Origin of the sequence: Acetonema longum DSM 6540 (genome assembly GCF_000219125.1) — a bacterium.
Lineage (GTDB): Bacteria > Bacillota > Negativicutes > Sporomusales > Acetonemataceae > Acetonema > Acetonema longum.
In genome coordinates this window covers 21,289-43,893 of sequence record NZ_AFGF01000241.1, presented here as the reverse complement: position 1 = coordinate 43,893, position 22,605 = coordinate 21,289, and the positions used below count along the sequence as shown (strand labels likewise).

The window sequence follows — 22,605 nt, the reverse complement described above, 5'->3', positions numbered from 1 at the left end:
AGGAGGAAAGTCTATGAAAGAACAAGGTTTATTTGGCGATATTGCTTTAAGCAAAAAAATTATAACAGCGATCACAGAAATGGGTTTTGAGGAGCCGTCTCCTATTCAAAGCAAAACCATCCCCACAGTGTTAGAAGGGCATGATGTGATCGGGCAGGCCCAGACCGGCACAGGGAAGACAGCTGCTTTTGGCATTCCCATTATCGAACGGCTCAATGACAGCAGGCATATTCAAGCGCTGGTTCTAACCCCTACCCGTGAGTTGGCCATACAGGTTTCCGAAGAGTTATCAAAAATCGGTAAATTTCGCAAATTGAAAGTCCTGCCAATCTATGGCGGGCAATCGATTGAACGCCAGATCCGGACATTAAAATACGGGGTTCAGGTAGTAATCGGCACCCCTGGAAGAATGCTGGATCACATCCGGCGCAACACGATTCATCTTGATACGGTAAAAACTGTGGTATTAGACGAAGCCGACGAAATGCTGGACATGGGGTTTATTGAGGATGTAGAAAGCATTCTGGATCAGGTACCCGCTGAGGGCCGGCAAACCCTCCTTTTTTCGGCTACCATGCCTTCGGCGATTCTGGCGTTGGCCAATAAATATATGAACAACCCGGTCACGGTCACCATCAGCAAAGAACAAATTACCGTTCCCCTGATTGACCAGAGCTATTATGAGACGCGCGACAAACTGGAAGGTCTTTGCCGTATTCTTGATATTGAAGAAACTGACCGCCTGATTATTTTTTGCCGTACCAAAAAGGGAGTCAATGATCTAGTTTCTTCATTGCAAGCCCGGGGATATATGGCCGACGGCCTGCATGGCGACCTGAGCCAGTCCCAGCGGGACAGAGTCATGAAAAAGTTCCGGGACGGACAGCTGGAGATATTAGTGGCCACCGATGTGGCAGCACGGGGTCTGGATATTGAACATGTGACCCATGTAGTCAACTTTGATATTCCCCAGGATCCTGAGTCCTATGTCCACAGGATTGGCCGGACCGGCCGGGCCGGCAAAAAAAGGACATGCCATTACCTTTATCGAACCTCGGGAATATCGCCAGCTGAAAATCATCGAAAAAGCGGTTAAAACCCGCATTGTTCGAAGAGCCTTGCCTACTTCCGCCGATATTCTGGAGCGGCAAAAAGAAGTTCTGAAAACTCGCCTGCTGCAGGTCCTAATGCAGGGCAATTTCGCCGATTATCATTCCATCGTAGCTGATCTCTCAGCGGAATATGATCCGATGGATGTAGCGGCTGCGGCATTAAAGTTTGCTCAGGAAGGATATAAGGAGAAAGCAGCGGAAGAAAAGAGCAGCTTTGAGAATACCGGTGCTGAGGAAGGCATGGTACGCCTATTTTTCAACGTGGGCAGGGCGCAAAATATCCGGCCTGAGGACATGGTCCGGACCATTGCCGAAGAAACCGGTATTCCGGGTAACACCATCGGTTTGATCAACATTTATGATAAATTTACTTTTGTTGAAGTGCCGGAAGATGTGGCGGAAAAGGTTCTGGCCGTTATGCACCGCAATACGATAAAGGGTTATAGAATTAACGTGGAACCGGCTAAAGGTCGAAATTAAAGAACGGCATCGCGAATGCAAGGATAGAAATAGAAGCTTGTGTTATGATGGCAGGATGGGAGGGGAAGAAATGGATAAAATCAAGGCTTTGGAAAGCGCCATGCGGCAAATTGAAAAAGACTTTGGCAAGGGATCCATTATGAAGCTGGGTGAAGCAGCTGCCAAAATGAACGTGGAAGTAATCCCTACAGGAGCTATTTCATTGGATGTTGCCCTAGGAGTAGGCGGCGTTCCCCGCGGCAGAGTAATCGAAATCTATGGACCGGAATCTTCCGGTAAAACCACCGTGGCCCTGCACGTGATCGCTGAAGCGCAAAAAAAGGGAGGCATTGCCGCTTTTATCGATGCTGAACATGCTCTGGATCCTGTTTATGCAAAAAAGCTGGGGGTAGACATTGATAACCTGCTGATTTCCCAGCCTGATCACGGGGAGCAAGCTCTGGAGATTGCCGATGCTTTAGTGCGTAGCGGGGCCATTGACGTTATCGTCGTAGATTCGGTAGCAGCCTTGGTTCCCAAGGCTGAAATTGAAGGGGAAATGGGGGATTCTCATGTAGGCCTTCAGGCCCGCTTAATGTCTCAAGCCCTGCGCAAACTTACCGGCATCATCAGTAAATCCCGCACTACCGCCATTTTTATCAACCAAATCCGGGAAAAAGTAGGTGTCATGTTTGGCAACCCGGAAACTACGACCGGCGGCCGCGCCCTTAAGTTTTACGCTTCCGTGCGTTTGGAGGTCCGCAGAACTGAAAGCATCAAAGTCGGCAATGATGCCGTCGGCAATCGGACCAAGGTGAAAGTGGTCAAAAATAAAATTGCACCGCCCTTTAAACAAGCGGAATTTGATATTATGTACGGCGAAGGAATTTCCCGCGAGGGATGCCTGGTGGATATAGCCACTGAATTAGAAGTGATTGATAAAAGCGGCGCCTGGTATTCCTATAATAATAATCGTTTGGGCCAGGGCCGGGAAAATGCCAAGGAGTATCTGAAAGCCAATAAAGCTGTCAGCGATGAAATCGAGAGAAGAATCAGAGAAACTTTGCTGCAAGGCAACAGTAATCTGAAGTTGACGGCAGCAACCGAAGCCGGTACGGAGGATCTGGCGGTTGAATGAGGCAGAGGTTCTGGCTTTGGCTATGCGGCTTCTCGGCCGGCGCGATTTAAGCGAGTATGAGCTTCGGCAAAAACTGCGTCTTAAAGCTTTGCCGTCTCAAGTAGACCGGACAGTTTCCTATTTGTTGGAACGGCACTACTTATCAGATGAATTATTATGCCGCCGGTTGATTGAGAAGCATTGCATTCAGGGTGACCTGGGTTCCCTGGGAATTCGCAACAAGCTGCGCAAGCGAGGAATTTCCGATCCGATCATTAGAGAGCAAATGAGTCAAATTGATTTTAGCGAGGAAGACATCTGGGCAAAAGATCTGCTGACAAAGCGCCGCTTGCTGGATGATCTTCCCAAGGCAGCGCGCTTTTTATATTCCAGAGGTTTCTCCCGCCCTGTCATCAACCGAGTTATTTCTCCTTTAATGACAGAATGAGTCGAATAAGCCGGGTAGAAAGCAAGGTTAGCTTGACACTCCTTTGAAAAACATTTACAATGAAATCAATCCATATGTAATGTTATACTACCGACTTGCCGACAACTGTAGGGGAGCATTATAAAGTGCTAAAGCCGAGTTGATACTCGGCTTTACCCGTAATTAAACCTAAAAAGAAGGAGGTGTAAATTATCTTATTTGAAATAATTATTATTGCAATCATTATTGGAGCAATTGGATTTGGTGCAGGCTATCTGACGCGAAGAAATATTGCGGAAGCTAAAATTGCTTTGGCGGAGAATGCCGCTAAAAAAATTTTGGAAGAGGCGGAACGATTCGGCGAGGCGAAAAAGAAAGAATCTCTCCTGGAAGCCAAGGAAGAAATTCATCGTCTAAGAAGTGAGTTAGACCGTGAAGTAAAAGAACGTCGTGCCGAATTGCAGCGTCTTGAACGCCGTCTAGTACAGAAGGAAGAAAATCTGGACCGCAAAATTGATTCCCTGGAAAAAAAGGAAGAGACGCTTGGCCGAAAAGAGGCTGAGTTGGATAAGAGTCAAGAGAAAATTAACGAGTTGTATACTAAACAACTCGCTGAACTTGAACGATTATCAGGTTTGACTTCTGAGCAGGCTAGACAGTTGCTGCTGGCAAATGTAGAAGAGGAAATCAAGCATGAAACGGCGATTTTGATTAAAGATCTCGAACAACAAGCCAGAGAAGAAGCCGATAAAAAGGCGCGAGAAATTATTTCTCTGGCCATTCAACGATGTGCTGCCGACCATGTCGCGGAAACTACCGTGTCGGTTGTGGCGCTGCCGAATGATGAAATGAAGGGACGTATTATTGGGCGTGAAGGTCGCAATATTCGCACCTTAGAGACTTTAACCGGCATTGATTTGATCATTGATGACACGCCCGAAGCCGTCATACTATCCGGATTTGATCCGGTACGGCGGGAAGTGGCGAGAATTGCCCTGGAGAAGCTGATTACCGATGGCCGGATCCATCCTGCTCGTATCGAAGAAATGGTGGAAAAGGCACAAAAAGAAGTCGATCAGAAGATCAAAGAGGCGGGAGAACAGGCTACTTTCGAAACCGGTGTTCACGGACTGCATCCCGAGTTGATTAAACTGCTGGGACGGCTTAAATATCGTACCAGTTATGGTCAAAATGTTTTGAAACACTCAATTGAAGTTGCTCATCTGGCTGGCGTTATGGCTGCCGAATTAGGCGTGGACGTAATGCTGGCGAAACGTTCCGGATTATTGCATGATATTGGCAAAGCGGTTGATCATGAGGTAGAAGGACCTCACGTTACTATTGGAGCCGACTTGGCAAAAAAATACCGTGAATCTGCGGAAGTAATTAACGCAATCGGTGCCCACCACGGGGACGAGGAAGCGAAAACCGTTCAAGCTGTTTTGGTGGCTGCTGCCGATGCTGTTTCCGCCGCCCGTCCCGGCGCTCGCCGGGAAAGCCTGGAAACCTACTTGAAAAGACTGACACGGTTAGAGAATATTGCAGAGTCGTTTGAGGGTGTAGAAAAATCCTATGCAATTCAGGCCGGACGCGAAATCCGCATTATTGTAAAACCTGATAAGGTAGATGACGTATCGTCCGTTCGTATAGCACGCGATATCGTTAAAAAGATTGAAAGTGAACTGGAGTATCCTGGTCAAATAAAGGTTACTGTCATTCGGGAAACTCGAGCGGTTGATTACGCGAAATAAAAAATGGCCTTAGGGCCGTTTTTTATTTCGCGTTGTGTTTTATGCAGGATTTTAGCGAATCGTTAGAGAAACAAAAAGATATGCATTCTTTATTGTCTTATTTTTTGTTCCTAATTTTTTTGCTTGGATGGTGAACTATATGCCCCAATATCAGCAGGGAGATGAACGGATTTCTGACGGAGTCAATTTACTGATTTCAATTCTTGTACGCTATCCGGAAGTTGGGACGATACGATTTGATCCGCTTTCACATTCTTTAAAGTTTACATTTATGTTTTCCGGCATCCCTTCGGAATGTAAAATTGCTACATTGCAAAATCGGCTTTTAGACAGCATTCATACTTATCATTTGTTAAACGGCGAAAAGGCCAATAGCATTGTTCGTGTTCACATCAGTACTTACGAGCAAGTGACTATCTTAACTGTGATCCGGGATGTCTACACTTTTACCAAAGGGGAAATTGCGTTACTGATTGCACTCTTGCGGGAGCAATTAAAAGACCGCTTGATTACCGATCAAAATGAGTTTCTGCTGGAAGAAGATTTGCTTGTTCAGGAAGAACTGATTGAAAACATGCTGGAAAATGTAAAAAAAGATTATGCTGAGCATAGCTTGATCGGCATCAGAGAAGATGGCCGAGTATTGGTTTTTAATAAATAGATGAATGTTTAAAAATTTTTGTTGATTTATTCTTAATACTTTGAATCTTTTTTTCTCTCAACAGAAGCGTATTTACCAGAAAACAACTCATGTTGCAAAACCTTTTGCCGCATCATATATTTTGTTTAATTAGAGGAGGGCACTGATAATATGGACGTCTTGAAAGTATCAGCAAAGTCTAATCCTAATTCTGTTGCAGGGGCTCTGGCCGGAGTCTTGAGGGAACGGGGCTGCGCTGAAATGCAAGCCATCGGAGCCGGCGCACTCAACCAGGCAGTAAAAGCGGTCGCGATTGCGCGAGGCTTTGTGGCTCCCCATGGAGTCGATCTTATTTGCATCCCTGCCTTTACAGATATCATGATTGATGGTGAAGAGCGAACCGCCATCAAATTAATCGTCGAACCGAGGTAGATCCAAGAGGACCTCAAAACCTGTTCTGACGGACAGGTTTTACTATTTTTTATTCGTAGTTTAGTTAGTAATGATTCATTTCAGATATAATATAGATAAATGGTTGAAAAGGGGGATGACAAATGATACTAGAGGTCATTACCGATGCCGTACCCGGCGTCATATGCGATGCTCAGCTCATTGGCATTGACAAGGACGGGAGGGCAAGCAACACTGTAGACGGCACATTACAGGCTTATTTTGATGCCATACGGCAGCAAAACCCGGATTGCGGCAATTATGGCGAAATTACCAGCCTATATATCGCAGATCATCCGATTCAACGCATCGTATTGGTCGGCCTGGGCAGCATCAAGGATTTGACACAGGATAAAATAAGGACTTTGATGGGCTCTGCGGTTAGAAGCATCAATCGGCATCGAGCCGCTGCCCTTCTTTTGGATGTTGGCCACTATATGATTCCTGGTGCCCAGGTTTCTGATATAGCTCAAGCCATAGTGGAAGGTGCCCTGCTAGGAACCTATGAATTTAAATGCTATAAAACCGATAGCAAGCCAAGCAAGTTTCTGGACAAAGTGTTCCTGCAGTGCGAATCCCATTGCCAGTCTGATGTGGAATGGGGCCTCAAACAGGGCAGGATCGTAGCGGATTCCGTCAACTTTTGCCGCGATTTGGTCAATCATCCTTCCCATTATCTAACACCAAGCCGAATGGTGGATTATGCGGCTTTGGTGGAAGAATCCACTGGCTTAGAATTAACTGTATTAGACCAGGAGGCCATGCGGCAGAAAAAAATGAACGCCTTACTGGCAGTGGCCAAAGGCAGTGAAGAACCGCCCCGGCTTATTGTGTTTAAGTATAAGGGGAATCCGGATTCCCAGGAGATGCTGGCGTTCGTCGGCAAAGGAGTCACCTTTGACAGTGGCGGCATTTCATTAAAACCCAGTGAAGGCATGGGAGATATGAAAGACGATATGGCCGGCGCTGCGGCTGTCATGGCCGCTATGAAAGCTATTGGCCAGCTAAAGCCGCGGGTCAATATCCTAGCGGTGCTTCCCTGCGTCGAGAATATGCCCTCCGGTCGAGCTCTGAAACCGGGTGACGTAGTGACATCTATGAGTGGCAAGACCATTGAAATTATTACAACTGATGCCGAAGGCCGGCTGATCCTGGCCGATGCGATTACCTACGCCATTCGGGCAGGAGCTACCCGAATTGTGGATATCGCCACACTGACCGGCGCCTGTGTAGTGGCGCTAGGAAAATCGGTATCCGGGGTCATTACCAACGATTCGGATTGGTGCAAGCAACTTCTAGCAGCAGCTCAGTATTCCGGGGAAAAAATGTGGGAACTGCCTGGGTTTGACGATTATACCGAACAAATTAAAAGTGATATTGCTGACATGAAGAATTCGGGAGGAAGATGGGCCGGTGCGATCACTGCCGGTAAGTTTATTGAAAAATTCGTCGAAAAGCGGCCTTGGGTCCACATCGATATCGCCGGCACGGTTACAGTTGATAAGGATGCCGGGTATAATGTGAAGGGTGCTACCGGGATTGGGGTGCGTACTTTCATTAGGCTGGTGTTGGATAGTTCCTATGTCAATTGAAAAAGCCGATTTACACATTCATACCACAGCTTCGGATGGCTTATATACGCCGCAAGAAATTATTGATAGTGCCTTACAGGCCGGTTTATCACATATTTCTATTACAGATCACGATACACTGGACGGACTGTTATCCTTGAACGCCGATTCCCATGTACAAAAGCTCAAAGTCATCCCTGGCATTGAGTTCAGCACGGATCTTCCTGCTCATGAAGTACATATTTTAGGATATTATATCGATATACGCAGCAAGCCGCTGCGGCAGCAATTAGATGTTCTGACTGAAGACCGCCGGCTACGGGTCAACAAAATCCTAGAAAAATTGGCCCTGCTGGGGTATCCCATCTCTCAGGAACAGGTGCTGAGAACAGCCATGGGGGCGACCTCGGTTGGCCGCCCCCATGTGGCTAAAGTGTTAGTGGAGAGAGGCTACTTTTCATCGGTAGCAGAAGTTTTTTCACAGATATTAAGCGCTGGAAAGCCGGCTTATGTTCCTCATTTTAAATTAACACCGGAGCAGGTAATCCGCTTAATTATTCAAGCAAAGGGCGTGCCAGTGCTGGCTCACCCGGGTCTCATCGGCAATGATGCTTTAGTGTCGGCCATCATTCAAAAGGGAATTCGCGGGCTAGAGGTTTATCATCCTATGCATAGTAAAGGAGAAATAGCAAAATACTTAAGTTTAGCCAGGCAACACAATCTATTGGTGACCGGTGGTTCTGATTTTCATGGCATACCCGCGCGCTATCCTGCATCTTTAGGTCAATTTTATATTCCGGCTGATGTGGTATATCAATTACAAACTTACAGGGAATAGAACATATAAATGTAATTTGGGCATGAAGTTTTTTTATTACTGAACAACACCTGTAAAGGTATTTATTTTTTTTATATAGAATATCAATGTATGATTGGTATATGCCAAAGCCGAGAACGTATAATGATCTCTGGCGCACAGGAGGCTGTCATGGAAGTCATTGCCCTAACAGGGCCCAGTGGAACGGGGAAGAGCCATCGCGCTTTAATTGTCGCCCATGAATATAATGCCGACGCAATTATTGACGATGGCTTATTTATAAAGGACAGTAAAATTATTGCCGGTTACTCAGCCAAAAAAGAGCCCAGCAAAATTAAAGCCGTAAAACGAGCCATTTTTATGGATGAAGAACATGCAAGTTCCGTGCGTGCCGCAGTAAAGGAAACCAACCCGGAACGCATCCTCATTCTTGGAACGTCCGTCAATATGGTGGAAAAAATTGTAGAAATTCTTCAGCTGCCGCCTTTAACAAAGATCATCCGCATTCAGGACATTGCAACCCCGGCCGAAATCGTGCGGGCCAGGGAAAGCAGAATTAAAGAAGGCAAGCACATCATTCCCGTTCCAACTATAGAGTTAAAACCGCATTTTTCCGGTTATTTGATTGACCCTTTGCAAATATTTTTTAAAAAACCCCAGGCCAAGTATCGTAAACTTGGTGAAAAGTCTATTGTGCGACCGACGTTCAGCTATTATGGCAAACTTTTGATTTCTGATGCTGCTCTTGCTGTTATTGTAGATTATGTGGCTACAAGCGACCCGTCCATAACCCGTACGAGTCAAGTGATCATTAGAAATTCCAATGATCGGGAAAAAGGAATTTCCATATCCCTTGAAGTAACAATAAAATATGGCGCTTCGATTTGGAACGTTGTACATCAGGCGCAACACCGCATAAAAGATATGGTGGAGTATATGACGGGTATGATGATTAGAGAAGTAAATATTGAAGTGAAACGATTGAGCATCGAATAAAATAGATAGGGGAGGAAGTCTGTTGGATAAGCCGGAAGATAATATCATCCTGTTTTCTGGATATGCTAAATTGCCAACCGGTATTACAGCTAGTGAAATGTATAAGGTAATCGGTGTGGTTGTATTAATTGACGTGGAGAAGGAAATCATTACAGAAGCCGATTGTACTTTAGCGACTAAACTGGCTAACCGGCATATTTCTTCAGCACTGATCGGCTGCACTATGAAAGATGGTCCGGACCCACTAGTCCGTTTGGTTGACCAAATTTACCAAGGAAGCGCCAAAAAGGCAATTATTACGGCATTGCGGATTATTTACGATAAATATCGCAGCTATAAAGATGGTATGACCCCCAGCGCGCTGGATTAAACAATTGCCATGAAACAAGGGTGATGAGGATTCGCACCCTTGTTTTTTCGTATGGTCCGGATAGCTTGGCAGGGTTTGGTTGTTTAAACTGAATTTGTAGGTTATAATAATTCAAAGGAGATGAAGCACTGAATGGAGCAAATCAAGCCGCCGCATAAATATATTATTCTTTCCTATGGTTGCCAGGGCAATATCTCTGATTCCGAGCAGATGGCTGCAAAGTTACTCCAGGCAGGGTACGAACAGGTCTACCAGTTGGAAAACGCAGATCTTATCATTTTAAATACCTGTTGCGTCCGGGAAAGTGCGGAACAAAAAATTTACGGCAAAATTGGAGAACTCAAAAAGCTGAAGCAGTTAAACCCGGATTTAATAATCGGCATAACCGGATGTCTGGCGCAAAAAGACAAGGAAAACCTCTTTCGCAAAGCACCGCACATTGATTTTGTAACCGGTACCTTTGTGGTGCATCAAATCTTAGCTCATATTCAACAGGTGCTGGAAACCCGGGAAAGGGTACTGGCGGTACAGGAATTGACAGACGACTTCAACCATGTTATTCCTGTTGCGGCGGATGGGCAGGTTTCGGCTTGGGTTCCTATCATGTACGGATGCAATAATTTCTGCACATATTGCATTGTCCCCTATGTAAGGGGCAGAGAGCGCAGCCGGGCCCAAAATGATATTATCAGGGACATTCAGGTCTTGGTGCAAAAAGGAGTCAAAGAGGTTACTCTGTTAGGACAAAACGTAAATTCCTACGGTAAAGATCGACAGGATGATATAGATTTCGCCGATTTATTAAACAGCACTGACGAAATAGAGGGAATCGAGAGGATCCGGTATATGACTTCTCATCCCAGGGACATGAACGCTGAAGTCATTGAAGCTATACGCTCCGGCAAAAAGCTGTGCGAGCATTTTCATCTGCCCATCCAGTCAGGCAGCGATACCATTCTGAAAGAGATGAATCGAGGGTATACCACTGATTATTACCGTAGACTCATCGACGAGGTGCGGCAAAAACTCCCCCATGCCAGTGTCACTACCGATATTATCGTAGGTTTTCCCGGTGAAACAGCCGGGTTATTTGAAGAAACTCTTGATTTTATTAATGAAATGCGCTTTGATGCAGCCTATACCTTTGTTTATTCGCCCCGGTCCGGCACACCTGCGGCCCAAATGCCGAATCAGGTCCCCCTGGCAGAAAGAAAAGAACGGCTGCAGCAGTTGATGAATCTGCAAAATCAAATCAGTCTGGCCATTAACGAAACCTTTACAGGCAAAAACCTGGAGGTTTTAGTCGAAGGACCCAGTAAGAACGATGCGGCTTATTGGACAGGCCGCACCAGAACCAATAAAATCGTGATCTGGAAGAAAGGCGATCAGGAAGAGCCGGGACAGCTTCTGAACGTGAAAATAGACAAGGCTCAGACCTGGCTGTTAAAAGGCCAACTTTGCATTTGAGGAGCCGTGCAAAATTCATGTACGGCATCGAATCTGGGCCTTTTTCAACGGCCCCGTAAGGAGAGAGAGGCAATGACGACCGTATACACTCCCATGCTGGAGCAATATCGGGATATTAAACGACAGCATCAAGAAGAGATTCTTTTCTTTCGTCTAGGGGATTTCTATGAAATGTTTTTTACTGATGCTGAACTCGCCTCGCGGGAATTGGAAATTACCCTGACTTCCCGTGATGGCGGACCGGGGACACGGATTCCCATGTGCGGTGTACCCTATCACGCGGCAGAAAACTATATTGCAAAACTGATCAATAAGGGATATAAAGTTGCTATCTGCGAACAGGTGGAAGACCCTAAACAGGCTCAGGGCATTGTACGGCGTGAAGTGATAAAGATTATTACGCCGGGAACAGTATTGTCCGATGCGTTGCTGCAAGCTAAAACCAATAATTATTTGGTTGCCCTCCATGAAGAGGATCAATCTGTCTGCCTGGCTGCTGTTGATATATCCACCGGTGAATGCCAGTGGACCGCTTTTTCCGGTGTTAACAGGATCGCTTCTACCTGTGACCATTTGTTTACCCTCATGCCGGCAGAGATTCTGTTTGCCGGCGTTTTTAGCGAAGCGGTCCAGATCAGAAATTTTGCCGCGAATCGTATCCCCGGCTGCATGGATTCGACGATCAAACTGGAAGATTCCGAGTTGTTGCGGCAATTGCCGCAACAACACTTTGTCCCGGAGGAATTGCCGGAGGACCAGGGGGCTCTTACCTGTATCAGCTATTTGTTATATTATCTGCACCAGACTGTTAAAAGTGATCTGTCTCATATCAATAAGCTGACACAGTTTATTTTCGGAGAGCATTTGGTGCTGGACGCCATTGCGCTCCGAAATCTGGAAGTGACCAGGAATCTGCGGGACGGGGGAAAAAAGGACACGCTGCTGGCAGTGATCGATTTCACCAAAACAGCCATGGGGGGGCGCCTCCTTAAGAAATGGCTGGAATCTCCCCTGAAAAAAATTTCTGAAATACGGAACCGGCAGGAAGCGGTGGCGGAATTGATCGGCAAACCTTCCCTGCGGACGATTTTACAGGACAATTTGCATCAGATCTATGATTTTGAACGGATTCTTACCCGCATTGAAGTAGGGTCGGCCAACGCCAAGGATCTGGTTGCCCTAAAACAATCCTTGGGAGTATTGCCGGATGTAAAAAAAAGCCTGCAACAGGTGTCTTGCTATAACCTGCATTCCTTGGCGGATACCATGGCTGCCCACACAGATATTACGAACTTGATTCACAGTGCCATAGTGGATGATCCGCCTTTTTCCGTGCGGGAAGGCGGGATGATTAAGCCGGGTTATAATCTGGATCTGGATGAATTACGCGAAATCAGTCATAATAGTAAAAAAATGATACAGGAACTGGAAACGGCAGAACGGGAAAGAACCGGCATAAAATCACTTAAAATCGGCTTTAACAAAGTTTTTGGCTATTATATCGAGGTTACTCATACGAATACGGCCAACGTGCCGGATCACTACACCCGGAAACAGACCTTAGCCAACGCTGAACGCTACATCACGCCGGCATTAAAGGAATTTGAAATCAAGATCCTGGGCTCCCAGGAAAAAATCGTAGCCCTGGAATATCAAATTTTTTGCGATATCCGGGATACTATTAAGAAATATTTACGCCAGATTCAAGAGACAGCTCGCAAGATTGCCGAGCTTGATGTTTATCTCAGCCTGAGTGAAGCTGCGGTGCGTCATAATTATATAAGACCTTCCCTGAACAACAACCGGAACATTCTCATTAAAGAGGGTCGTCATCCGGTTGTGGAGGAGATCCTGACCGGGGAACGGTTTGTACCTAATGACACCGGCCTGAACCATAAAACCTGCGAAACCATGGTGATTACTGGTCCCAATATGGCCGGCAAGTCCACCTATATGCGGCAGGTTGCCTTGCTGGTACTGCTGGCCCAAACCGGCAGTTTTATCCCGGCAAAGGAGGCTTCCATCTCGCCGGTGGACCGTATTTTTACCCGGGTAGGGGCCAATGATGATCTGGCTCAGGGACAGAGCACCTTCATGGTGGAAATGGCGGAAGTGGCTAATATCCTGAAAAACGCCACAGCGGACAGCCTGATTCTACTTGATGAGGTGGGGCGGGGAACCAGTACCTTTGACGGCATGAGCATTGCCCGCGCTGTCATTGAGTATATTCAAGAATCCGTACATGCTAAGACCTTGTTTTCTACCCACTATCACGAACTGGTAGAATTAGAAAAAATGTATCCTACCGTGCAAAATTTCTCTGTCGCGGTAAAAGAGCGGGGAAATGATATCATTTTTCTGCACCGGATAAAAGGCGGCGGCACGGATAGAAGCTATGGAATTCATGTGGCCCGGCTGGCCGGATTACCGAAAAAACTGCTGGAACGGGCCCAAGATCTGCTGAATGAGTTGGAAAGCAGCCAGATGATGGCGGCGGCTACTGTGGAGCAGACTTTCCCGCCAAAAACCGTCGAGGGTCCTGTGCCCATATCCTTATTTGCCAATACGCTTTCAGCCGAAATCCTGGCAGTCGATATTAACAGTCTTACACCCATTGAGGCTTTGAATATCATATACCGGCTGCAAAATCAGGCCAAACAGGAGGCGGGGCTTTTATGATCACGCCGGTCATCAAAATCCTGGAAGATGAGCTGATCAATCAAATTGCCGCCGGAGAAGTGGTGGAAAGACCATCCTCAGTCATCAAGGAACTGGTGGAAAACTCGATTGACGCCCAGGCCAAGGCTGTGGAAATTGAAATTCGTGAGGGTGGCATTCAATTGATCCGGGTCACCGATGACGGTTGCGGCATGAGTGAGCCGGACGCCCGACTGGCAGTTATCCGGCATGCCACCAGCAAACTGCATAACGTAGAAGACCTTTTTCGCCTGGTTTCTTTAGGCTTTCGTGGTGAAGCGCTTCCCAGCATTGCGGCGGTATCCAGGTTTTCCCTGACCACCAGACGCCCTGAGGATGACCTGGGGACACTACTTGAGATCGAAGGCGGGATTCTGTCTGCGGTCAGAGAAACCGGCACTTCTGTCGGTACAACCATTATGGTGCAAGACCTGTTCTTTAATACTCCGGCCCGACGGAAGTTTTTAAAAACTCCACAAGGCGAAAGCTCTCATATCTATAACATGCTTGTCAAACTGGCATTGTCACAGCCCCATATTGCCATTAAACTCATTAACAACAACCGGCTGGTGCTGATGACGCCGGGTACGTCGGACTTGCCGGAAACTATTGGCGCTGTTTACGGCGGTCAGGTGGTTAAGGACTTGCTGCCGGTCAGCTATGAGCAAAACGGAATCTGCGCCTGGGGCTATGTATCTAAGCCCAGCTTGATTAAAAGCAGCCGCCAATGGCAAACGTTTATCGTCAACTCCCGGGTTATCGGCAACCGCATGCTGGCCAAAGCCGTGGATAATGCCTATCATTCCATGCTGCCTCATAATGGCTATCCCTTTGTTCTTTTAAACATTACCTTACCGCCTGATCAGGTGGATGTGAATATTCACCCGCAAAAAAGCGAAATTAAATTTCGTGACGAAAGTTCGGCCTTTCGCTCGGTCTATCAGGCAATTGCCGAGGCCTTGCGGACCAAAACAGAAACTCATGAAGAGGACACATCCCAGCGGCAGTTTGCTCCACTGGCGCCTTTTTCCCCAGTCTTTGCCGCCACCGCTTCTGGCGGCAGGGAGATCTTGCGTCCTGTACCGTCCCAGCCTCTGTTTCATGAACGCCTGGAAAACTTTGCTCCTCCAACATCCTGTTCCCAATGGCAAGAACCGGCTCCTCTGACTGAACCGGCAACCGTTGCCTATAACAGTTTATTGGAGGCAATTTGCCAGATCGAAAGCTGCTACATTGTAGCGCGGGGACCGGAAGGCCTGTATTTAATGGACCAGCATGCCGCCCATGAAAGGATCCTGTTTGATCGTTTATCCAGACAGGCCGGTAACGTTCCCACCCAACAATTGCTGGTACCCTGCGTGCTGGAATTTGACCGGCAGGAAAGTCTTGCCTTGACTGAATCCCTGGATTGCCTGAAAGATTTAGGCTTTACCCTGGAACAAATCGGCCCTCAATTGTTTCGGCTGACCGAGATGCCGGTTGATTTCAAAGAATCGGACATCGACGGATTGCTGCGAGAAATACTAAAGTCGACGGAAACTATGCGTAACCCCGCACCCCATGAACTACGGCAGACGTACTACCAGATTGCGGCCTGCAGAGCCGCCGTCAAAGCCGGCGATGCGCTGAATATCCGGCAGATGCAGGCTTTACTGGACGCACTGATGAATACTGATTTGCCCTATACCTGTCCCCACGGCAGGCCGACTATCCTGCATTTTGGTAAAAATGAACTGGAACGAATGTTCAAACGCTCTTAGACAGGCACAGGAGACCTATATGACAGAAATAGGATGTATGAATTTAATTGTTACAACTGCATTTGATCCGTCGCCGCAAATGGAGATCGCCGCCCAGGATGCGGCGCAAATTCTAGAGGCGCCCTTGATTCAAAGAAAACGAATTTCATTGGCAAAAATAAGACATGATTACGCTCTTCATAACATATTAGTGATAACAAGGGACGGACCGCTGATTCATACACCGAATGGAGAATTTTTTTTTCATGTAAGTATGGGCGAATTGCGTATAAAAAACCTGGCAGATGGTAAACATGACCATATGGTTGCTGCAATGCAGCTGAGATCAGGCATGTCAGTATTGGACTGCACTGCCGGATTGGCCACAGATGCCCTGGTGGCCAGCTATGTCACAGGTGAAACCGGAGCGGTAACTGGGTTAGAGTCATCTCCCATTATTGCTTTTATGATTGGCTGGGGACTGCAAAATTTTTGCCATCCCAGTGAGCAGATTACTCAGGCCGCGCGCCGGGTCCGCCTCAAAAATGCCGATTATGCCGAATTTTTGGCAACAATGCCGAACCGTTGTTTCGACATTGTTTATTTTGATCCCATGTTTCGCCACCCCAATTACAGGAGTTCGCAATTAAATCCCATGCGTGATCTTGCCGATAACAGAAGCATCGACCCGCAAGTACTCCGTGAAGCCTGCCGGATTGCCCGCCAGAGAGTTGTGGTTAAAGAAGGCAGCGGCAGTAAAGAATTCCAACGCTTAGGCATTACGGATATCATCGGCGGAAAATACAGCAGGATCGCATTTGGCGTTATTGAACTGGGGGGTTGATTCTGGACCGCTTAATCGTTGTTATTGGGCCCACGGCAGTCGGCAAGACTCGTTTGGGAATTGACCTGGCTCAGCTACTGCAGACACAAATTATCTCCGGCGATTCCATGCTGATTTATCGCGGCATGGATGTGGGCACTGCCAAACCGGACCTAAAAGAACGGCAGGGCATCACCCATCATATGATTGATATTTTGGAGCCGACGGAAGATTTCAGTGTCGCTCAGTTTCAATCTATGGCCGGCGAAATCATTCATAGCATCAATCAGCAGGGCATGATTCCGATACTGGTAGGAGGCACCGGTCTATATGTAAAGGCTTTGCTCGAAGGCTTCACCTTCAACCAAGCTGTCGGCGACCATGAGTTAAGAAGCCGCCTGGCCAAACTGGCGGAAACCCAAGGCAATCAATATCTGCATGACCTATTATCAGAGGTGGACCCTTATACGGCTCAACGGCTGCACCCCAATGACCTTCGCCGGGTCACCCGTGCTCTTGAGGTGCATTATACCGCCGGAGAGCAACTGTCGGAACAAAAACAAGCGACCGGCAACAAGCATCTCTTTGACTGTATGGTCATTGGTCTAAGCTTGAGGCGAGACGTTTTATATGATAAAATTAACCGACGCGTTGACTTGATGTTGCAAAACGGATTAGTAGAAGAGGTATTCAATCTGCTGGCACGGGGAGTACCGCCCGGGGCTCAGTCGCTGCAGGCTATCGGTTATAAGGAGATTGTCGCCTATTTGGCAGGCCAGACGGATTTGCCCACCGCCATCGGGCAAATTAAGCAATCTACCAGGCATTTTGCCAAGCGGCAAATGACATGGTTTCGAAAAATGCCGTATATAGAATGGTTCTCTTTGGATCAACATGATTATGCTGTGATGTTGACGCGTATTCATAAACGTATTCTGGAAAAATTTCCGGTCGGTTAAAATAAAATTCTAGTATGTGAACATGGAGGTATTATTCATGACAACCAAAGTAATTAATCTCCAGGATAGTTTTTTAAATCAGGTCCGAAAGGAAAATATCCCTGTCGTTATTTATTTAGTCAATGGGTTTCAATTACGGGGCGCGGTAAAAGGCTTTGATAATTTTACCGTTATCATTGAAAATGAGGGGAAACAACAATTGGTGTATAAACATGCCATATCCACCATTACTCCTTTCCGTCCTTTAGCAGGAGGATATGAGAAGCGGGAGGATAAACCGGAGAATAAGTAACATGGCGCATAATGTATAGTACAGATTCTTAAGGACCCCGGGTTGCTTTGGCCCAGGGTCCTTTTGTCACCAAAATGATTTTGATACGTATAATAGTATCACCGATATCCGGGGGGATGTGACAACAGGTGATGTATCTGTATCCTCAAGATGTTTTTAGCGCCATGAAGAATGGTGAAATATCAGCCGCTCAAGCCTGCAAGACTCTTAGAGACCTGGAGGGCAGGCGTAAATCAAGTCCCCGCCAGGACAGCCGCACAGCAGATACTCCACAGCACCGGAATGAACGGATGTTGGCCGAACTGGACGCCTTAATCGGCTTGAAAGAAGTAAAAAAGCTGGTACGGGAGATTTATGCCTTTGTTGAAATCCAAAAGCGCCGGCAAAAGGAGAATCTTGTTGCTGAGCCCTTAGTGCTGCATATGATTTTCAAGGGCAATCCGGGAACCGGAAAGACAACGGTGGCCCGGATTATCGGCAAAATATTCCGGGAAATCGGCGTACTGCCGAAAGGGCACCTGATTGAAATCGAAAGGGCAGATCTTGTCGGCGAATACATTGGCCATACGGCGCAGAAAACCAGGGAACAGATAAAAAAAAGCCTGCGGCGGTATTCTTTTCATTGACGAAGCCTATTCTTTGGCCCGAGGCGGAGAAAAAGATTTCGGCAAGGAAGCTATCGACTGTTTGGTTAAGGGCATTGAGGAACGACGCAATGACTTGATTCTGATCCTGGCTGGTTATCAAAAAGAAATGGAGAATTTCCTGCAAACGAATCCGGGCCTGCGCTCCAGATTCCCTATTCATATAGAATTTCCCGACTATAGCCAGCAAGAGCTGATACAAATTGCGGAACAGATGTGCCAAGCCCGTCAGTACAGGCTGGCTGCTCAGGCCAGACTACTCTTGGCGAGCATTGTTTCGGCAGCGGAAAACGGGCACGGCGACACCCGTGGCAATGCCCGGACTATTCGCAATACCATTGAAAAAGCTATCAGAAGACAGGCGGTGCGTCTGATAGCCCAAAAAAGCATTACCCGAGAAGAACTCATGTTAATAGAACCTGAAGATCTGTCGGAGGGGAAATCATGAAGCAAATCATTTTGATTGGCCGCCCCAACTCGGGTAAGACATTGTTTGCCATTCATTTCGCCGAATATTTGGGGGTTCATAATATCAGGATTGTTTTTAGAGCCCATAACGGTATCGTCACTTCCCGCCGCTTTACACCCGAGGAAGCAAAACGAGAATTGTGTGGACCGGATTTACATAAAACCAAACATCTCCAATCTGTCACTCTGAATATGCCCATAGGCAGAACCAATATTGATTTCTTGCTAAATGACACCTGCGGCATAGCGGAAGAAATCCATCCGGACAAAACCATTCGACGCGGCATGGCGCAAACTTTGAATCTAATGCGTCAGGCCGACTATATTTTTCATATGATTGACGCATCGCAACCTGCTGCCTGCCATGCTGACGGTAAGTCAAACAAGAACACGAATATAGACTCTGAAATATATTATTACGGCATAGTTCGCAGTGCTTATAGTATTCTAGTCAATAAAATCGATATAGTAGACGACAGTCAATGCCTCAAACAGGTCCAGTCCCGCTATCCTCAGGCTGCGATCATTCCCGTTTCCGCATTGCATGGGACAGGATTTCGAGAGGTGAAGGCTTGTGTGGGACATAATATTTAATACGTGTGACTGTTCATAATGTCAAATTTGGGATATAATTTGTTCACGGCTATAAACTTTAAAGGCGATTCATTGCAGCAGCGGAGCGTGAAACCATGTCACAAAACAAAATCATATCCGGTGAATTAGACGGTATCCGGCAAAATGTAATTCAGGAATTGCAAAGGATCTATGATATGCAAGTTCCTGCAAACCAGCCTGTATCTCAGGAAGTCGCAGCAAAAGCGGCCCAGCTTTCCGCGCAGATACGGCGGGAAGTTGTTCTGTATATTAACCGAAGGGGGAAAGTGACCCACATCGCTATCGGCGATATTCAATCCGCCACCCTGCCGGAAATTGATTTGCGCCGCAGCAATACCAAACTGAATGGCTTCCGGTGTATTCATACTCATCCCGGCGGCGACAGCCGGTTAAGCCGGTTGGATATCAGCAGCCTGAAACAACTTCGGTTCGATCTGATAGCAGCTTTAGGCGTGGAAGCGGATGGCGGGATCTCCAGCGTCAGTATGGGCTTTATCAGTAACTTAGCCTCTTCGCCGGGAGACACAGTGGTGCAAAGTATCGAACTGATGGGCTTTAACGAATTTGCGGACTTAAATGTAACGGACTTCATTGCCTTTTTAGAACGGCAATTTTCCGTAACCCAGATGCATGATGTTGCCCAGCGGAAGGAACGGGTCCTATTAGCCGGACTGGAAACTAAAGGCAGCGAATGGGACATCGCCGATTCATTGGCGGAACTGGTCCAATTGGCAGAGACTGCCGGCGGTTGTGTGGTCGGACAGGTAAGCCAAGTCAGGGAAAAACCTGACGCCGCTTTTTTCCTTGGCAAGGGCAAAGTGGATGAGATCCAGCACCTGATTCAAGAAACGGAAGCGGATGTTTTAGTATTGGATGATGAGCTGACGCCCGCCCAGCAGAGAAATTTGGAGCAGTATCTGAAAATTAAAGTAATAGACCGGACAGCGCTGATTCTTGATATATTCGCCCAGCGGGCCCGTTCCTACGAAGGCAAGCTGCAGGTAGAACTGGCCCAGCTTCGCTACAATCTGCCGCGGCTATCCGGACAGGGATTGGTTTTGTCCCGGCTGGGCGGCGGCATCGGTACCCGTGGGCCGGGAGAAACTAAGCTGGAAATGGACAAGCGCAGGATCCGGTCACGAATCCACGATGTAGAAAAAGAAATTGAAACTGTTAAAGCCAATCGCGCTTTACAACGCATACGCCGGAAAAAATCCAGCATACCCAGCGTGGTGCTGATCGGTTACACTAATGCCGGTAAATCCACTTTGTTAAATAGCTTAAGTGAGGCCGGTGTGCTGGCTGAGGATAAGTTGTTCGCCACCCTGGACCCAACCACCCGGAACGTAAAATTGAGCAATGGACAGGAAATCCTTCTGACCGATACAGTCGGATTTATTCAGAAACTGCCGCATCATCTGGTAGCGGCCTTTCGGGCGACACTGGAAGAGGTGAAGCAGGCCGACCTTCTGCTGCATGTGCTGGATATCAGCCATCCTCGGTTTCGCGCCCAAAGTGACGCGGTCTTTCATGTGCTGCGGGAGCTGGAGTCGGATAGCAAAGACATCATCACTGTTTGCAATAAAGTGGACAGACTAGAATCGGGTGATGCTTTGCGGGAGAAACTGCTCAAACAGGAACATGCCGTGGCGATTTCGGCTCTGACCGGTGAAGGAAGCGACGATCTGTTTGCTGCTATTGAACAGGTCCTCAATCAACGGACCCAGATTATAGAGATGCTGATTCCTTATGAGGCAAGCGGCCTGGTATCGAACTTATACGGCTTTGCCGTTGTACAGTCGGTAGACTATCAGGAAAGCGGCATCAGGGTAAAAGTCTCGGTTTCGTCGGAATACATCAAGCGATATCATCAGTTTATTGTGGGGGAAGAAGAAAACAATGATTCAATTTCCGGATACGATTCTCCAGGCTAAAAATACTGCCTTGGAACAAGTAAAAGAACAATTTCTCTTAGTCGATAGCATTGCCTTGAATAATACGTCCAAAGTCCTGTCCGCTTTTCAGCATCACCGGGTTTCTCCCTATCATTTTGGCGGGACTACAGGCTACGGTTATGATGATGCTGGCAGAGATACCCTTGATGCTATCTGGTCGGAAATCTGCCAGACAGAAAAGGCAATTTTCCGACCTCAATTTGTTTCGGGGACTCATGCCCTTGCTACGGTTTTGTTGGGAATACTCCGGACAGGGGACGAGCTGCTGGCAATTACCGGTTCGCCTTACGATACGCTGCAAACAGTAATCGGGTATCCCCAGTCAACCAGAGGGTCCTTAATCGACCGGGGCATCTGCTACGACGAAATTGCCTTACAGGACGGAAAACCTGATTTGCCCCGCATTGCCGCCGCCATCCGCCCTACCACTAAAATGGCTATGATCCAGCGGTCCAGGGGCTACAGTATGCGCAGCGCCCTGACCATTGAGCAAATTAAACAGCTCTGTGCTACGGTTAAAAGCATCAACCCCGCTTGTATCTGTTTTGTCGATAATTGCTACGGCGAATTTGTAGCTGAATCGGAACCAACCCAGGCAGGCGCCGATATCATGGCCGGATCGTTGATCAAGAATCCGGGAGGCGGTCTGGCGCCTACCGGCGGTTATGTGGCTGGAAGGGAAGACTTGGTGGATCTGGCAGCTTATCAACTGACCGCTCCCGGCATCGGGGCCGAAGTCGGCTGCTCGCTGGACGTAAAGCGGCTGATGTATCAGGGATTGTTTTTAGCGCCTCATACGGTTGCTCAGGCTGTGAAAAGCGCCATTTTTGCCGCGCAATTCTTTACGCTGCTTGGCTACAAAACCCATCCTGCTGCTACTGAGCGCCGCAATGACATTATTCAGGCGGTGCAACTCGGCTCTCCCGAAAAAATGGTGGCCTTCTGCCGGGGGCTGCAACACCATTCACCGGTGGATTCTCATGTGTCTCCCGAGCCAAGTGGTATGCCCGGGTACTCTGATGCCGTCATTATGGCCGGAGGAACCTTCGTGCAGGGATCCTCGATTGAACTCAGCGCCGACGGTCCTCTGCGGGAACCCTATGCGGTCTATCTGCAGGGAGCTCTGTCTTTTGAGCATGCAATGCTGGGCATTATGGGCGCTGCCGCCAAAATGGCGGCAGCAGAGGATTAATTAAATTTTTCTATTTTCCTATGTTATTCTGGTGTCAAATATGA

The 22,605-nt window shown here is 47.5% G+C and carries 18 protein-coding genes and 2 pseudogenes; all 20 read left to right on the top strand.

All coding sequences use genetic code 11. The annotated features are described in order from the left end of the window. Positions 1-13 precede the first annotated feature (13 nt). Positions 14-1,592, top strand: a pseudogene (locus ALO_RS18790) (DEAD/DEAH box helicase). Between the two features lie 70 nt (positions 1,593-1,662). Beyond that, complete coding sequence (gene recA / locus ALO_RS18785; protein ID WP_004573534.1) at positions 1,663-2,709, top strand: recombinase RecA; 1,047 nt, start codon at positions 1,663-1,665, stop codon at positions 2,707-2,709. Continuing rightward, on the top strand, positions 2,702-3,136 hold the full coding sequence (locus tag ALO_RS18780) for a regulatory protein RecX (RefSeq protein ID WP_004573533.1): 435 nt from the start codon (positions 2,702-2,704) through the stop codon (positions 3,134-3,136). The genes recA and ALO_RS18780 overlap by 8 nt, the downstream gene beginning before the upstream one ends. 191 nt (positions 3,137-3,327) lie before the next feature. Next, complete coding sequence (gene rny / locus ALO_RS18775) at positions 3,328-4,866, top strand: ribonuclease Y (protein WP_461781521.1); 1,539 nt, start codon at positions 3,328-3,330, stop codon at positions 4,864-4,866. 139 nt (positions 4,867-5,005) lie between these two features. Beyond that, positions 5,006-5,527, top strand: coding sequence for a hypothetical protein (locus tag ALO_RS18770; RefSeq protein ID WP_004573531.1), 522 nt, complete (start codon positions 5,006-5,008; stop codon positions 5,525-5,527). A gap of 150 nt (positions 5,528-5,677) precedes the next feature. Next, a complete protein-coding gene (locus ALO_RS18765) occupies positions 5,678-5,938 on the top strand; it encodes a stage V sporulation protein S (RefSeq protein WP_004573530.1) in 261 nt (86 codons plus the stop codon). A gap of 122 nt (positions 5,939-6,060) precedes the next feature. After that, positions 6,061-7,548, top strand: coding sequence for a leucyl aminopeptidase (locus ALO_RS18760; RefSeq protein ID WP_004573529.1), 1,488 nt, complete (start codon positions 6,061-6,063; stop codon positions 7,546-7,548). After that, positions 7,538-8,365, top strand: coding sequence for a PHP domain-containing protein (locus ALO_RS18755; protein ID WP_004573528.1), 828 nt, complete (start codon positions 7,538-7,540; stop codon positions 8,363-8,365). Before ALO_RS18760 ends, ALO_RS18755 begins: the two co-directional genes overlap by 11 nt. 150 nt (positions 8,366-8,515) lie before the next feature. Next, positions 8,516-9,340 (top strand): Asp23/Gls24 family envelope stress response protein, encoded by an 825-nt coding sequence (locus tag ALO_RS18750; protein WP_004573527.1) that lies wholly within the window; start codon positions 8,516-8,518, stop codon positions 9,338-9,340. 22 nt (positions 9,341-9,362) lie between these two features. After that, a complete protein-coding gene (locus tag ALO_RS18745) occupies positions 9,363-9,710 on the top strand; it encodes a DUF3870 domain-containing protein (RefSeq protein ID WP_004573526.1) in 348 nt (115 codons plus the stop codon). 132 nt (positions 9,711-9,842) lie between these two features. Continuing rightward, positions 9,843-11,177 carry a tRNA (N6-isopentenyl adenosine(37)-C2)-methylthiotransferase MiaB gene (gene miaB, locus ALO_RS18740; protein ID WP_004573525.1) on the top strand — a complete coding sequence of 445 codons (1,335 nt, stop codon included), beginning with the start codon at positions 9,843-9,845 and terminating at the stop codon, positions 11,175-11,177. Positions 11,178-11,249: 72 nt separating this feature from the next. Continuing rightward, on the top strand, positions 11,250-13,856 hold the full coding sequence (gene mutS, locus ALO_RS18735) for a DNA mismatch repair protein MutS (RefSeq protein WP_004573524.1): 2,607 nt from the start codon (positions 11,250-11,252) through the stop codon (positions 13,854-13,856). After that, complete coding sequence (gene mutL / locus ALO_RS18730) at positions 13,853-15,634, top strand: DNA mismatch repair endonuclease MutL (RefSeq protein WP_004573523.1); 1,782 nt, start codon at positions 13,853-13,855, stop codon at positions 15,632-15,634. The genes mutS and mutL overlap by 4 nt, the downstream gene beginning before the upstream one ends. Before the next feature lie 19 nt (positions 15,635-15,653). Continuing rightward, positions 15,654-16,457: a class I SAM-dependent methyltransferase gene (locus tag ALO_RS18725; protein WP_004573522.1), complete on the top strand. Its 804-nt coding sequence runs from the start codon at positions 15,654-15,656 to the stop codon at positions 16,455-16,457. 2 nt (positions 16,458-16,459) lie between these two features. Then, on the top strand, positions 16,460-17,395 hold the full coding sequence (gene miaA, locus ALO_RS18720; protein ID WP_040293930.1) for a tRNA (adenosine(37)-N6)-dimethylallyltransferase MiaA: 936 nt from the start codon (positions 16,460-16,462) through the stop codon (positions 17,393-17,395). Between the two features lie 37 nt (positions 17,396-17,432). Then, complete coding sequence (gene hfq, locus ALO_RS18715; RefSeq protein ID WP_004573520.1) at positions 17,433-17,687, top strand: RNA chaperone Hfq; 255 nt, start codon at positions 17,433-17,435, stop codon at positions 17,685-17,687. 164 nt (positions 17,688-17,851) lie between these two features. Continuing rightward, positions 17,852-18,779, top strand: a pseudogene (locus tag ALO_RS23985) (AAA family ATPase). Further along, positions 18,776-19,393: a P-loop NTPase family protein gene (locus tag ALO_RS18705; RefSeq protein ID WP_004099264.1), complete on the top strand. Its 618-nt coding sequence runs from the start codon at positions 18,776-18,778 to the stop codon at positions 19,391-19,393. Before ALO_RS23985 ends, ALO_RS18705 begins: the two are co-directional and overlap by 4 nt. Before the next feature lie 95 nt (positions 19,394-19,488). After that, positions 19,489-21,348 carry a GTPase HflX gene (gene hflX / locus ALO_RS18700; protein WP_004099263.1) on the top strand — a complete coding sequence of 620 codons (1,860 nt, stop codon included), beginning with the start codon at positions 19,489-19,491 and terminating at the stop codon, positions 21,346-21,348. After that, the gene (locus ALO_RS18695; protein ID WP_004099260.1) at positions 21,314-22,561 is read left to right on the top strand and encodes a methionine gamma-lyase family protein; all 1,248 of its coding nucleotides are present in this window, start codon (positions 21,314-21,316) and stop codon (positions 22,559-22,561) included. The genes hflX and ALO_RS18695 overlap by 35 nt, the downstream gene beginning before the upstream one ends. The last annotated feature ends 44 nt before the right edge of the window (positions 22,562-22,605 follow it).

Bases quoted from the DNA above. Each gene is read 5' to 3' on its own strand.
- recA (WP_004573534.1), top strand. From the start codon at position 1,663: ATGGATAAAATCAAGGCTTTGGAAAGCGCCATGCGGCAAATTGAAAAA.
- ALO_RS18770 (WP_004573531.1), top strand. From the start codon at position 5,006: ATGCCCCAATATCAGCAGGGAGATGAACGGATTTCTGACGGAGTCAAT.
- ALO_RS18765 (WP_004573530.1), top strand. From the start codon at position 5,678: ATGGACGTCTTGAAAGTATCAGCAAAGTCTAATCCTAATTCTGTTGCA.
- ALO_RS18760 (WP_004573529.1), top strand. From the start codon at position 6,061: ATGATACTAGAGGTCATTACCGATGCCGTACCCGGCGTCATATGCGAT.
- ALO_RS18755 (WP_004573528.1), top strand. From the start codon at position 7,538: ATGTCAATTGAAAAAGCCGATTTACACATTCATACCACAGCTTCGGAT.
- ALO_RS18750 (WP_004573527.1), top strand. From the start codon at position 8,516: ATGGAAGTCATTGCCCTAACAGGGCCCAGTGGAACGGGGAAGAGCCAT.
- miaB (WP_004573525.1), top strand. From the start codon at position 9,843: ATGGAGCAAATCAAGCCGCCGCATAAATATATTATTCTTTCCTATGGT.
- mutS (WP_004573524.1), top strand. From the start codon at position 11,250: ATGACGACCGTATACACTCCCATGCTGGAGCAATATCGGGATATTAAA.
- mutL (WP_004573523.1), top strand. From the start codon at position 13,853: ATGATCACGCCGGTCATCAAAATCCTGGAAGATGAGCTGATCAATCAA.
- ALO_RS18725 (WP_004573522.1), top strand. From the start codon at position 15,654: ATGACAGAAATAGGATGTATGAATTTAATTGTTACAACTGCATTTGAT.
- hfq (WP_004573520.1), top strand. From the start codon at position 17,433: ATGACAACCAAAGTAATTAATCTCCAGGATAGTTTTTTAAATCAGGTC.
- ALO_RS18705 (WP_004099264.1), top strand. From the start codon at position 18,776: ATGAAGCAAATCATTTTGATTGGCCGCCCCAACTCGGGTAAGACATTG.
- hflX (WP_004099263.1), top strand. From the start codon at position 19,489: ATGTCACAAAACAAAATCATATCCGGTGAATTAGACGGTATCCGGCAA.
- ALO_RS18695 (WP_004099260.1), top strand. From the start codon at position 21,314: ATGATTCAATTTCCGGATACGATTCTCCAGGCTAAAAATACTGCCTTG.